13 protein-coding genes and 1 pseudogene are annotated in these 12661 nt (G+C 51.4%); 6 read left to right on the top strand and 8 right to left on the bottom strand.

The features are described 5' to 3' along the window. Positions 1 to 3: 3 nt before the first annotated feature. On the bottom strand, positions 4 to 1635 hold the full coding sequence (locus EPA93_RS25390; protein WP_242527138.1) for a Na/Pi cotransporter family protein: 1632 nt from the start codon (positions 1633 to 1635) through the stop codon (positions 4 to 6). Positions 1636 to 1939: 304 nt separating this feature from the next. On the opposite strand from EPA93_RS25390, the gene EPA93_RS25395 reads away from it, so the two are divergent. The 3 genes from EPA93_RS25395 to EPA93_RS25405 are packed head-to-tail and all read left to right on the top strand — an operon-like array spanning position 1940 to position 2926. After that, positions 1940 to 2224 carry an ArsR/SmtB family transcription factor gene (locus EPA93_RS25395; RefSeq protein ID WP_129890186.1) on the top strand — a complete coding sequence of 95 codons (285 nt, stop codon included), beginning with the start codon at positions 1940 to 1942 and terminating at the stop codon, positions 2222 to 2224. After that, positions 2221 to 2622 carry a VOC family protein gene (locus EPA93_RS25400; RefSeq protein WP_129890187.1) on the top strand — a complete coding sequence of 134 codons (402 nt, stop codon included), beginning with the start codon at positions 2221 to 2223 and terminating at the stop codon, positions 2620 to 2622. Before EPA93_RS25395 ends, EPA93_RS25400 begins: the two co-directional genes overlap by 4 nt. A 55-nt stretch (positions 2623 to 2677) precedes the next feature. Beyond that, positions 2678 to 2926: a hypothetical protein gene (locus EPA93_RS25405; protein ID WP_129890188.1), complete on the top strand. Its 249-nt coding sequence runs from the start codon at positions 2678 to 2680 to the stop codon at positions 2924 to 2926. Here the strand turns inward: EPA93_RS25405 and EPA93_RS25410 are convergent. The 5 genes and pseudogenes from EPA93_RS25410 to EPA93_RS25430 all read right to left on the bottom strand — a co-directional run bounded on the left by EPA93_RS25410 (position 2923) and on the right by EPA93_RS25430 (position 7828). After that, the gene (locus EPA93_RS25410) at positions 2923 to 3597 is read right to left on the bottom strand and encodes a ribonuclease HII (RefSeq protein WP_165423384.1); all 675 of its coding nucleotides are present in this window, start codon (positions 3595 to 3597) and stop codon (positions 2923 to 2925) included. The two genes, EPA93_RS25405 and EPA93_RS25410, sit on opposite strands and share 4 nt — an antisense overlap. Before the next feature lie 100 nt (positions 3598 to 3697). After that, positions 3698 to 4072: pseudogene (gene rplS / locus EPA93_RS25415) on the bottom strand (50S ribosomal protein L19); the annotation flags it as partial. A 74-nt stretch (positions 4073 to 4146) separates the two neighbouring features. Continuing rightward, the gene (rpsT, locus tag EPA93_RS25420; RefSeq protein ID WP_129890190.1) at positions 4147 to 4413 is read right to left on the bottom strand and encodes a 30S ribosomal protein S20; all 267 of its coding nucleotides are present in this window, start codon (positions 4411 to 4413) and stop codon (positions 4147 to 4149) included. A 189-nt stretch (positions 4414 to 4602) separates the two neighbouring features. Continuing rightward, positions 4603 to 6309, bottom strand: a complete 1707-nt coding sequence (locus EPA93_RS25425; protein ID WP_129890191.1) for a L,D-transpeptidase — start codon at positions 6307 to 6309, stop codon at positions 4603 to 4605. 382 nt (positions 6310 to 6691) lie between these two features. After that, positions 6692 to 7828 (bottom strand): cystathionine gamma-synthase, encoded by a 1137-nt coding sequence (locus EPA93_RS25430; RefSeq protein ID WP_129890192.1) that lies wholly within the window; start codon positions 7826 to 7828, stop codon positions 6692 to 6694. Positions 7829 to 8216: 388 nt separating this feature from the next. Here EPA93_RS25430 and EPA93_RS25435 point away from each other — a divergent pair, with 388 nt between their 5' ends. Together EPA93_RS25435 and EPA93_RS25440 are read left to right on the top strand one after the other, a co-directional pair. Further along, entirely contained in the window at positions 8217 to 9017 is an 801-nt protein-coding gene (locus EPA93_RS25435; RefSeq protein WP_129890193.1) for an alpha/beta hydrolase, read from the top strand. A gap of 226 nt (positions 9018 to 9243) precedes the next feature. Beyond that, entirely contained in the window at positions 9244 to 10686 is a 1443-nt protein-coding gene (locus EPA93_RS25440) for a TolB-like translocation protein (RefSeq protein ID WP_129890194.1), read from the top strand. A 107-nt stretch (positions 10687 to 10793) separates the two neighbouring features. On the opposite strand, the gene EPA93_RS25445 is transcribed toward EPA93_RS25440, so the two are convergent. Further along, positions 10794 to 11153, bottom strand: coding sequence for a nuclear transport factor 2 family protein (locus EPA93_RS25445; RefSeq protein ID WP_129890195.1), 360 nt, complete (start codon positions 11151 to 11153; stop codon positions 10794 to 10796). A 36-nt stretch (positions 11154 to 11189) separates the two neighbouring features. After that, a complete protein-coding gene (locus EPA93_RS25450; RefSeq protein WP_129890196.1) occupies positions 11190 to 11510 on the bottom strand; it encodes a putative quinol monooxygenase in 321 nt (106 codons plus the stop codon). Positions 11511 to 11776: 266 nt separating this feature from the next. Between EPA93_RS25450 and EPA93_RS25455 the strand changes: the two genes are divergently transcribed. Then, the gene (locus EPA93_RS25455) at positions 11777 to 12583 is read left to right on the top strand and encodes a crotonase/enoyl-CoA hydratase family protein (RefSeq protein WP_129890197.1); all 807 of its coding nucleotides are present in this window, start codon (positions 11777 to 11779) and stop codon (positions 12581 to 12583) included. Positions 12584 to 12661: the final 78 nt, after the last annotated feature.

The following is a 12661-nucleotide window of genomic DNA, read 5'->3' on the forward strand; positions in this document are numbered from 1 at the left end:
GGATCATAGATCGCCTTGAATAGCATGAGCCATATTCGAGGCATACGAAAGCACCCGGCCCATTGCATTGAGCAGATCAAGATGGATAGAGCTCGATGCAATGCTGGGTGAGAGGCCCGAATGGAGGCGTTGCAAGTGACGCAGGTGCAAGGCGCGCCTGGATTGGTGCAGTTGCGCCTTACAACCGAGAAACTCGGCAGCCAGTGAGGGATCTTGCGTTGCCAGAGCTGCAATAACCTGCTGCAAGGCCTCAGTTACCTCGTGATGGTAGGCCATCAGATCCTGCCAGCCCTCCTCAGAGAACATCACCTGATCGCGGCGACGACGCTTAGCCAGCTGCATCATTTGCTTATCAATCACATCGCCAATAGCTTCCAAAGCCGTAATAATATACAGCAAAGCAATCTTGCGCCGTATCTGCTCCTCACTCATCAAAGCCTCATCAAGTTGGGTCAGATAGTGCTTCACCTCTTCTTCCAGTTCGTCAAGCTGATCGTCAAGTTCGCCCACACTTGAAGGAACATTGGTGCCAGCATCTTCAAAAGCGTGGATACTACGCGCCAACATCTCCATCACCACATCAGCCATGCGCAAAATTTCACGTGTTGCCAGGCCCAAAGCCACGGCCGGCGTATTCAGAGCCAGAAGATCAAGATAGCGCTGCTGGCCTGACTCGTGCGCAGGCGCATCGGGCAAGAGCCACTCGGCAACGCGCACCAGCGGCTGGCACAAAGGCCCGAACACAAGAGCCAGAGCGAGATTAAATCCCAGGTGGGCAAAAGCCACCTGCATGCCAGGATTGGGCCAGAGATGGGCCAGCAAAGGCTCCAGGAAATCCAGTAGCGCGAAAACTACCACAGCGCCCGAAAGCTTGGTTCCAGTATGCACGAGGGCCAGTCTGCGCCCAACGAGCGAACCTTGACCTAAAGCCGTGAAGAGGGCTATCAGGGTTGTTCCTACGTTCGCCCCCAGCATAAGCGTAAGTGCCGCCCGCGCTGGCAATGTACCGGTAGAAGCCAGCACAATGACCAGGCCGATCGAGGCCGCGCTAGAAGTAAAAGCCACAGCCAGGGCGATACCTAGCAGGCCAAGGATCAAGGGCGCACTGACCAAGGCTTTGATTACAGTAGCCGTGACTGGACTTGAGGCCAGTGGCGCGCTTCCGGCTGCCAGAATGGCCAGGCCGAGCAAAATCAAGCTGAAGGCGAAGCAAGTCTGGCCAAAGCGCCGCCAGGATGTATGGCGCGTAAACAGCGCGATGAGCGCTCCCAGCCCGGCAATCTGCGGCGCATAATCGGTAATGTGAAAGGCAAGAAATTGCACCACAAGCGTCGAGCCGACATTTGAGCCCAGTAACATAATAATGGCAGTCGCCAGGGGCATAAGCTGGGCGCTCACTAATCCCACAAGCAAAGAGGATACGGCGCTGGAGCTCTGGGTCAGCAGAGTTGCCAGGATGCCAATGCCAAATGTCGCCGGAGGGTATTTGGCAATCTGTGTAATTGCATAGCGCACCCGCCGATCCGAGGCCCGTTGCAAGGCATCCGTTACCAGGCGAACCCCATAGAGCAGGAGCATGGTTCCCGCAACAAGAAGACCCAATACAGCAGTCGCGGAATTTGCCTCAAATACCAATCTGCTTTCCCCCTTTCCAGACCCGTGGCATGGAGCAGTCCACTAGTAGAAAATTTTAAGTATAGAGCTGTTTAAGCTCTGCAGAGAAGCTTTTCATTAATTAAATGTTAAGAGAATGTTAAGAGAATGTTAATTGCGATTTTAACACAATAAAATGCCTCCCGCAAGAGCGTTTAGAGCCTCTTGCAGGCAGAATCTCCAGGGCATAGCTAACTTCCCCAAAATAGCAAGATCCGAGAAGTTTTTTACTTTTTCCAGCCATATACTCTTGATATGCAAGCGTTCACTTGCATATGATCTTGTTATGGACTTACTCTTTAAGGCGCTCGCAGACCCTACCAGAAGAAAGATTCTCGACGAGCTTTCTGAGCGCGATGGGCAGACATTGTTCGAGCTGTGTTCTCGCTTGCTTATGCGACACCACATAGCCTCGACGAGGCAAGCTATCTCGCAGCATCTGGCGCTTCTGGAAGCCGCCAATCTGGTGGTGGTCAAACGTCAGGGGCGCTATAAGTTCCTGTACATCAACACAGAACCATTAAACGCTATTATGCAGCGTTGGATGGAGAAAAAGAAGGATGACTCATGAGGATTTACATCACTAGCATTCCTATAGCTGACTACGACAAAGCCCTTGCCTTCTACACTGAAATACTGGGATTTCAAAAGAAGAGGGACATCGAATTGGGCGGAGGCGCACGCTTTCTTACCGTGGTCTCTCCGGAAGATCCTGATGGTACTGAGATCCTGCTGGAGCCAAATGCAGACTATCGTGGCATCAAAGCCTTGCGCAAAGCCTTAGCGGAAGATGGGATTCCCATCACCTCATTAGCTGTCGATGATGTCCAGGCTGAGTATGAGCGCCTGCAGAAGTTGGGCGTGACATTTACCCAAAAGCCGTTCAGCCATGGCGGACCGACGACGGCAGTCTTTGATGACACCAATGGCAATCTTATTCAAATTGTCGAGTTGAAGAAGGGGGAATAATGCAAGGTAGCAAAGGTCGAGCCTTGCATCTTTCCTGATCCATTTTATATGGCCTGTGACTCAGGCTCTGCCATATCAGGAAGCTGGAGTAGAATTACAAGCCAGCTTCCTGCTGGCTTTTTTCGCGCAGGGCCATCACCTGCCGCAAAAAATGTACAGCAGTCGAGGTCTCATTCTTGATGAGCGGGATAAGTATCAGGCATTCGCCGCCGTGTTTCTCGTGGATGAAAAAAGTGACGAAAAATCAGGCGGCTTTTCCACGCTGGCCGACCAATTTCCCGCTAAAAAAGCCGAAATAATCTAGATCTCGGGAAAGAGACCGAAGAGCTCGCGCACTGGCGAGAAGCTTCTACGATGCTGAGGTGTTGCGCCATATTGGCGCAGGGCATTCAGGTGTGCGGGCGTACCATAGCCCTTATGCTGATCAAAGTGATATTCTGGATAGCTCTTATGCAGCTCAAGCATCATGCGGTCCCTGGTGACTTTAGCGATAATCGAGGCAGCAGCAATAGAGAGGCAGCGCGCATCGCCCTTAATGATCGAGCGTTGCGGCAGCGAAATACCTGGGAGGAGTAAGGCATCCAGCAATAAAGCTTGCGCAGGCGGGGATAGCTGCTCTAACGCAGAGCGCATGGCATATTTGGTTGCCTGTAAAATATTACGTTCATCGATAATTTCGACCGAACCAACGCCAATGCCGACCGCTACTGCATGTTGCATAATCACATCATACAACCGTTCACGCGTCGGCATAGTCAATTGCTTAGAATCATTTACTCCGGCAAAGAGCTCTAGCACGTCCCGGGTATCCTCCTGTAAGGGAAGGATGACCGCAGACGCAACAACAGGGCCAGCCAGGCAGCCCCTGCCAGCTTCATCGAGTCCGGCAACAAAGGAATAACCCTGCTCAAACAGGGTCATTTCTTCCTCTAGCGTTGGGTGGTGCTTTTTATGCGTTAGCACTGCCGCTGGCATTCTCAGTTGACTGCTGAGACTTAGTGATCTGGGCCTTGGCCTGAGCCTCACGAGCAGCCCTGGCAGCCTCTTTAGCAGCAATCTGCTTGTTGGTCATGGGGCGCAGTTCTTTCAAGCGAGCCGCCTTACCAGTCAAGCCACGCAGATAGTAGAGCTGCTTGCGGCGTACGCGTGCATGGCGCAGCACTTCAATCTTCTCGATACGTGGGGAATTGAGCAGGAATGTACGCTCAACGCCTACCCCATTGGTAATACGGCGGACAGTGAAATTGCGATCAATGCCGCCTCCGCGCAAGCGCATGACCACGCCTTCAAACGGCTGGAGACGCTCGCGGGTCCCCTCTACAACTTTTACTTGTAAGCGAACAGTATCGCCAGACAGGATTTCGGGTACGTCTTTTCGTAACTGAGCACTTTCGACAGCGGCCAGTAACGCCCGCCCGGCTGGCTTCGTTACGCCTTGATTGTCGGCCATCCTTCAAACCTCCTAATGCGCTCAGTGCTCAGCGGTAGTGAACAGATATGTTGCGGAGCATTAAGCGCGAGAACCTACTTTGCGTTGAGCTGCTTCATCAGGCGTGATTTACGACGAGCAGCATTGTTCTTGTGCAGAACACCTTTTTTAGCGGCACGATCCAGCTCGCTCACGGCGGCGCGGACCGCTGCTTCGGCGGCCTCTGCATCCACACTGGGCACAGCAATCGCCTGGCGCGCCTTTGTTATCTGAGTTTTTACAAGTGATTTTACGCTGCGATTATGAGCACGGCGCTTCTGTTCCTGGCGCATGCGCTTCTCAGCAGCAGCATTATTGGGCATGTGAGTGTCAATCCTCCCCGAAACATCTGCCCCTTCGCACGGGCTTAACTACAAAAATGCCGACAACATGTCGGACTCAGTGCCCGATGATTATAGCAGAAGTCCATTATCTATGTCAAACGATCTACTACCTGGCGATCTACCCCTGACCTGCTCACGCCTTTGCTTTCAGGCCATAGAGGCTCTACATTAATAAATGATCACGGCCGTGTTATAAGAGGTATTGTTATAAAGCCACTTAGCCTGGTCTTCCTGAATATTGATGCAACCGTGGCTGCCAGTGCCAGAAAACGTTTGGTCGCCACCACTATCAACATGCGGGAAATTGGTCCCCGGACCATAGTCCTGTCTCCACCAGCTATCGTGTAAGAAATAGCCTCCAGCATGATATTCCATGGCATAGTTGATATTGGTATCAGGATACCAGAAAGCTGAGCCTTTGGGCTCACTAGATTTGAAAACTGTAGGCGATTCGCGATCAAAAATGTGCCAGAAGCCCGGCAAGGATGGCTTCTCATATTGGCCCGCTGTAATCAGGAAGGCCTTGACAAGCTTCCCATTCTGATAGAGGCGCAAGGATTGCTCTACCAGGGAAATAACTATAACCTGTCCCGAGCTGGCCAGGTTATAGTGTCGCAGCACCTGCAGATCGCTCTGATGAACCTGGTTCCAGGGCGTATGATCCGCGTAATCGGCCTCCATAGCACGCAGGTTTAGCAAATCATCATTTAGCAGATCGATTACCGCCTGATATTCGTCAGGTGTCTGAGCCTGCTGTAAGGCGATATCGGCATCCGCGCCGATCCCCTGCTCGTCATAAGGATAGGAAAGCTGATAATCTTGCCCATTAAACGCGTCATGATATTGATGTGCCTTACCCCAGGAAGAGACCTCTTGATGAAACTGCTTGAGTAAGTAGCTGGCCTGCCCATATAACAGGGGCAAACGGATAGAAGCAAGATCGCTATCAAGCTGACTGGAAACTTGCAGGAAATCGCTTAGCAGTTTGGCCTTCTCCAGGGCAAGCTTAGCGCTGGCCAGGCGCTTCTGAAAGCTGGTTGTATCCTGGCCATATTGTTTCAAGGTATCGATATCTTCGCTAAATTGCTTGAGCTTGGCCGCGCCAACAGAGGGTAAAGCCTGCATGCTGAGCACCAGCGTTTCTTGCTGCTGAAAATTGAGCAAATCCAGCAGGTGCGAAAAGTCCTCAGGCTTACTGGCCTGGCGAAATAGATCAAGGTCAGAGCTTACCTGCTGATTTAGCATGCTCACGTCAAGCTGGGAGTCTTGTAACTGCTGTATAGATTTTTTTAAGGTCATAAGCGCATCGTGGGCTGATCCCATCAGATGTAGAGCCTTTGTTGTATTCCTGGCATTAGCGCTGATCTGACTATAAATTCTGGGGTCCTGGGCACGAGCCATCTGCTTCTGATACGCTTCAAGCTGGCCGGCAAAAGTTTTTGCTTCCATAAAGCCCTGAGCCTGGCGTTGGGCTAGAACACGTTCAAGGGCCTGGATATCCAGCGTAGCCTGATAATCATATTGCTGGGTAATCTGTGCTTCTATGCCGCGCACCTGGACAAGCAATAACTGGTAACGCTGATCGAGATTCGTATAGTAGGTAGTGGCAGGCTGGTCCGAAAAAATGGCAAGGGGCGCGTCTGTCTGGCGCAAACCCGCTTCCTGAGTGAGTATGGGCTGAAGTAATGTACTGGGGACACCGATACTGCGCGCATGGGCAAGCTCGCGATCAAGGGCTAGTTTTCGTTGATTTGCCAGTTGCTGGGGCTGTCCATTCGCTCCACAGGCGCTCAACAAGAATACCGCTAGCAAGGCCATACAGGCAGCCTTGCAGCCTTTTCGCGCGCGCAAGCTCAAAAGAGGTGAGTGAGCCATAGTCCAGGCAATCTCCTATTTTTATCGTACCGAAGGCCAGAGATATTTTGGGAGTTATAGTAACCTGAGCATAAAAACAATGATAAACACTTTCTATATTATACATCGCTCTTAATCGATATGAGGTGACAATTTTCGGAGAAGAGGGCGCACACAACTATCAGTTTAAGCTGAATAGAAGAGCTGACGGCCAAGGCAAACCTATTCTATGGTGGTTCTCAGGGATTAAGAGCTGTCGAGAGGATAGTTGGAGGCCCGCTGAGGCACGTCACTGAAAGAGGGAATGGAGAACAAAAAAAATCGGCCCCGCTATTTGCATTTTCGCGGATCACAGGAGCGGGACCGGAAATTTTTGTCTGTTCAGGCAGACAGAAGGAGCGCTTCAGGCCAGAGCATATTCTAGATCGGCCAGCAAATCTTCGGCATCTTCGATACCTACAGAGAGGCGCAGAAGAGTATCGGTCAGGCCGCGCGCTTCACGTATCTTTTGCGGAATAGAGGCATGGGTCATCGTGGCAGGATGGCAGACCAGAGACTCGACGCCGCCAAGGCTTTCGGCAAAGGTGAAGATCTTGAGGCGCCGCACTACGCGATCAACATCGGCAAGTGTACCCTTGAACTGGAAAGAGACCATGCCACCAAAGCCGCTCATCTGGCGCTTTGCCAGCTCATGATCAGGATGGGAGGGCAGACCGGGATAGTAGACCTTCTCGACGCGCGGGTGCTCTACCAGGTAGCGGGCCACGGCCAGAGCATTCTCCTCGTGTTGGCGCATACGCACTGCCAGCGTCTTTACACCACGCAGCGTCAACCAGGCATCGAAAGGGCCCGGGATGCCGCCGGCGGCATTCTGATTAAACTTGAGGGCCTCATAGGCCTCCTGATTGTTAGTAATGATGGCCCCACCGACGACATCGCTGTGCCCATTGATGTATTTGGTCGTGCTATGAAGTACAATATCAGCTCCCAGATCTAGCGGTTTCTGGAAGTAGGGGCTGGAGAAAGTATTATCCACTACGACTAATATCTGATGCCGATGCGCAATCTCGGCCACGGCCCTGATATCCACAAGTCTGAGCAAGGGATTAGTAGGCGTTTCCAGCCAGAGCAGCTTTGTATTAGGGCGAATGGCCTTCTCATAATCCGCAATGCTACTTGCCGTCACATAGCTTGTCTCAATATTATAGCGACCAACAATGCGCTCGAAGAGACGATAGGTTCCGCCATAGAGATCATCGCACGAGACAATATGATCGCCGGCCTTGAGCATACTCAGAATGGCGCTCTCGCCTGCCAGGCCAGAGGCAAAAGCCAGCCCATAGCTGCCATTTTCGAGAGCAGCCAGACACTCTTCTAGCGCTGTACGCGTGGGGTTGCCCGTGCGCGAATATTCGTAGCCTTTATGTCCACCTAAGCCGGTCTGAGCATAGGTTGATGTCTGAAAGATTGGGGTCATAATCGCACCAGTAGCCGCATCCGGCTCCTGGCCCGCATGAATGGCCCTGGTTGAGAATTTCACAGTTTTCCACTCCTCAATAACAACTAAAACAAATGCCAAGCCTTCTCTTGCATCAGTTGAACCAGCAAAACTCAGAGCCGCGAACTTCATAGTATAATTCTCGCGGCTGGCTGCTAAGGAAATGGGTCCATTTTCTTATGTTAGCGACTATAGCACGCAGATCATGAAAGAGCAAGTAGGGGCTGTTTACAAGCACCAAAAGTAAGACGAGAGCCCCTGCCTATCCGGGTCAAAGGAGGACAAGGAACAGGTTAATTTATTTACGCTACCCCATTATGGGCTATATAGCTATGAAATAGCTCACAGCATGTAACCTCTTTTTTAACTTATCCGTAGATATATACAGAAGGATAGAAAGAGTTGTGCTGCAATAGAAAATGCAGAGGTAATGGAAACACCATCTGAATATTCCATCGCTGCTACCCAAAGCCAGTTAGCCAACAAGCAGCCAGCAGCTATAGGAGTACTGCTTGTCCATGGCTTCAACGCAGATCAGCACGATATGGAAGATCTGGCACATGCTTTTGCTTCTCAAGGCCTGCTTACCGAAAATTTGCTCTTACCCGGCCATGGCACGCATGTGCGCGAAATGTTTTCCAGCGGCTGGCCAGAGTGGGCATGCGCGGTCAAGACTGCCTTGCAGCGCCTGCAAGAGCGTTGCGCAGCGGTCTTTCTTATTGGGCATTCTCTGGGTGGCTCGCTCTGCTTACACGTGGCCGCGCAGGAAAACGTTGCCGGGATCGTGACTATTTGTGCACCAGTACGCATGTATCCCTGGATGCAGCTAGCCGTACATCTGGCAAAGTATCTTACGCCTCTTCTACCTACGCTGCGCGAGGATATATGCGATCCAAAGGCGCATCGCCGTTACCAATCCCGCGGTTATCGTTGGACGCCAACGGCCCCTGTAGCAAGCATGCTGGAATTTTTGCCGCAGTTACGTGCTGAGCTGCCGACGATAACGGCCCCTGTCCTGATTATGGTCGCGCACCATGATCATGTCGTCCCGGCGTGCGATGGCAGCGAAATCTATCGTCTGCTCGGTTCCCAGGATAAACATCTTATTACATTTTATCGTTCTTTTCATGTAATCATGAAAGATCATGATCGCGAAGAGGTCTATGCCAGAGCACGAGATTTTATCTTGAGCCATAGCGCAACCATGCAGGTGCAGCAAAAAATCCAATAACCGATTACATTACTTAGCTTGAGCTGGCTCTTAGCCAGATTTCAGCAGTCCTGAAGGGTTGGATATAGCTTTCCTCATTAGCGAGGAAAGTGCAAGTATTGCCGCCTGGTGACAAGCTAACAGACCCGAAAAACCCTACAGGCGCCTATTGCCATCTTCCCATCCAGGATAGTTTTGTGTATACTGACGAATGTTGTAAACAAGATATTTGGAGTTATAAATAGCCTTGACGCAACAGGTAAGTAGTCCACCTGAGAAATCACAAAAAAAATTTATTTCGCAACCGTTACCCAGACGGGATTCACAGCTTCCTAAAAAAAGTGGAGTTATCTCTTTACTCGTAATTGTTGGCTTACTGCTGATACTATTTACAGCCTTAATTATTCGTAACCTGCCACAAGCAATCGTGCAGCCAGACGGGCAGCAGACCTTGGCCTCTGCCGGGAACTCCCAGGAAGCAGATAGCAATGGTGAAGGACCGCTCGAAATACCCGGTAAAACGGGCATCGCACCATTAGAGCTCAGTAGTGGACGTTATGTACTCTATGAACAAGAGGATGCCCTTTATCTGGCCTCAGTAGCCGGAGATGAGCCGCCTCAACTATTATCTACTCCGGGTTATGTCTATAATCGGGCCACGCCACCTATTCTCACACCAGCGGGGCAGGTCATCTATAGCGGCAATGGGTTATGGATCACTGATCTCTCTGGCAGGACTCCCAAAAAAATTGCTAATGTAGACAACGGTCAGGTAGTTACTTCTATGGTGCTCAGCAAAGATGGTTCAACCATCGCCTGGAGCAGCGAGCCCAGCAACGGCAATGGAACCGTAAATCTGTATGCGGGGCCATTAATGTCTTCGTCCCTTATTTATCAGCATTCAGCCGACGATTGCCCTTGCTTCCGCGTCTTTTCCTTCCTGGATAGTCCCGGCCAGAAGGACGATACGACAACGCTGCTGCTCACCGACGATCGAGGCGATCATCACGCCGTGCAATATGGCTTATGGACCTTAAAGCTCACCGACAATACGGCTGCTGAGCCCGAGCAAATCTTGAGCGAAGAGACGCCGCAAACGCCTCTAGAAATCGCTCCCAACACCAACACGCTGCTCTACTCAAGCTATGCGGGAACCGTTCCGGCACCCTCCGATGGCAGCGTACCCGATGATATTGCCGAGCTAAACTATGCCAATAGCCTGTTTATGGCCCCTATAGACGGGCAGGAACTAACGGCCAGGGATTCGCACGTATTGCTACCAGAACAACATGAGCTGAGCAATAGCGCCGAATACCATTGGGTCACTACACCGCAGTTCTCCCCGGATGGGCGCACTCTCACCTATGTGGTTTTTTCCAGCGATGCTCAGATGCCATTCAGGCGGCACAGCGCTTTATATACCGCACAGATAAAGGGCTCCGGAAAGCAATTGAAGATAAGTTCGCCCCAGGTATTGGCAGTAACCACAGCCCGCTTTGTCGAGCTTGGTCCTTGGCTTGATAATCACACCTTAACTTTTTATGCCGATAACGCTATCTATGCGCTTGATGTGAACACAGGAGCTGTCGCGACGATAGCACAGACAAAATCCTACGCGCGTATCGTGGCTATGCTCAATCTGGATACTCTTGCCACGCCAACACCTCAGCCACAAGGACAACAAAGTTAAGCTGTCCGCATCAAATCGGAGGAAGAAACGTTTAAGCAGACAGAAGTGCAGCGGGATGACTACTCCGCTGCACTTCCGATTTTTCCCGGCATACTTCCGATATTCGCTTACTCATCCCAGGCTTGTACAGTAGTCTCGCGCACAATTTTACCGTTCTGGAGATCCAACACAGAGGCGGCGAGTACACGCTCACCGCTAGCATATTGGCAGGCCTGATTGAACGAGAGGCGATTTGTCCCAACTACCTCATCCATGACACGATGGGTCATATCGCGATTGAAAATGTCGTTCAAAAAATCTGCAATAGCTTGTTTTCCACGTAACTCAAGCGGAGAACTTGGCTGATGCAGCCTATCAACAATTTGCATCTGAGCATTATCAGCATACAAATCGATGAGAAGTGCAGCATTGCGCTGCTCAATCGCCTGGCGCAAGGCATCCATATCAGCAGCAAAAGTCTTGCTCATGAGTTTGTTCCTCTCTAATTCTCAGGGTGGCAGATTCTACTCTCCTGAAGGAACTGGTACGCTTGCTTTTTGTAGAGAGCTGATGATCTCGCCATCATGCCAAACAGGCTCCTCCTCTAGAAGGGCACATAACTGACGATAGCGCGCATCCTGTTCGGGGCTCTCCGCATTAGCTCTATACGCCTCTTTGCTCTCAAATACAACTGCGATATAATACTCGTTCTCATCCGAATCCATACGATAACAATATACTGCAACCGTTCCTGGTACCTGGGCAGCTTCAAAATCTTTAAGTTGATCAATAAGCTGCTGGGCAGTCCCTGCTCTGGCCCGCATCTGCGCAACTGTTCCGTACATATGTACCTCTCTTCCAGTATGCTTAGACGCTAGCAGAACAATATGTACAATTCGCTAAACTAGCTTACAATATGACGCATTCGGCGAAAAATACGGACCTTAATTTTGTCATACGCTGAAAAATCAATCTTAGATCGGTAAATGAGGAACACTAGCAGAAAGATTTAGTAGGAGCGGGTATTCTTTCTGCCCCATAAGATACAATGATCAGCACCTCTATCTTTTGAAACTATCTTCAAGAGGTAATTCAAAGCAAAGGAGCTTCTATGTCATACAATGCTGATAGCCCCAACGAGGCAGGAGTAATTCTAACGGAAAGACAGGGAACAACGTTTGTCGTTACTATCAATCGTCCTGAAGTGAGAAATGCGCTTGATAGTCTTGCAGCCTCGGCGCTGGCTCAAGCTTTTCGTGAGTTCGACGGCGACGACGCACTCGCCGTGGCGATCCTGACTGGAAACGGAGGAAATTTCTGTGCTGGCTTCGATCTCAAAGCTGTAGCGGAAGGCTCGCGAATGCTGCAGGTGAGCGAGGAGGGCGATGGCCCTCTAGGAGTCACCAGGATGCTCCTCTCTAAACCGGTTATCGCCGCCGTGGAGGGCTACGCGGTCGCCGGAGGGCTGGAAATTGCGCTCTGGTGTGATCTGCGCGTAGCGGCCGAGAACGCTACATTCGGCGTCTTTAATCGTCGTTGGGGCGTACCGCTCGTCGATGGGGGCACGATTCGGCTGCCTCGCCTTATCGGGCAAAGTCACGCGCTTGACCTGATTCTTACCGGGCGCGGCGTATCAGGGCAGGAGGCCCTGAGCATGGGACTCGCCAACCGCCTGACGCGGCCCGGAGAAGCGCTAACGGCTGCTCTGACCCTCGCCAACGAGCTCGCACGTTTCCCCCAAAACGGCTTGCGCTCCGATCGGCTCTCTGCCTATGAACAATGGTCCCTCTCCTGGCCAGATGCGCTTAGAAACGAGACGCGCCAAGGGCTGGATGTACTCGGTTCCGGTGAATCTGTAGAGGGCGCCAAACGCTTTGCAAGCGGCCGTGGTCGCCATGGCAGTACCAGCGATATTTAGTTCGAACATTCAGGCAAATCGAGCTGTAGAGCCGATACTGAGGCGGTTGTTTGCTCCGCCTCAGTATATGGGAAACGT

The organism is Ktedonosporobacter rubrisoli, from assembly GCF_004208415.1.
GTDB classification, from domain to species: Bacteria; Chloroflexota; Ktedonobacteria; order Ktedonobacterales; family Ktedonobacteraceae; genus Ktedonosporobacter; species Ktedonosporobacter rubrisoli.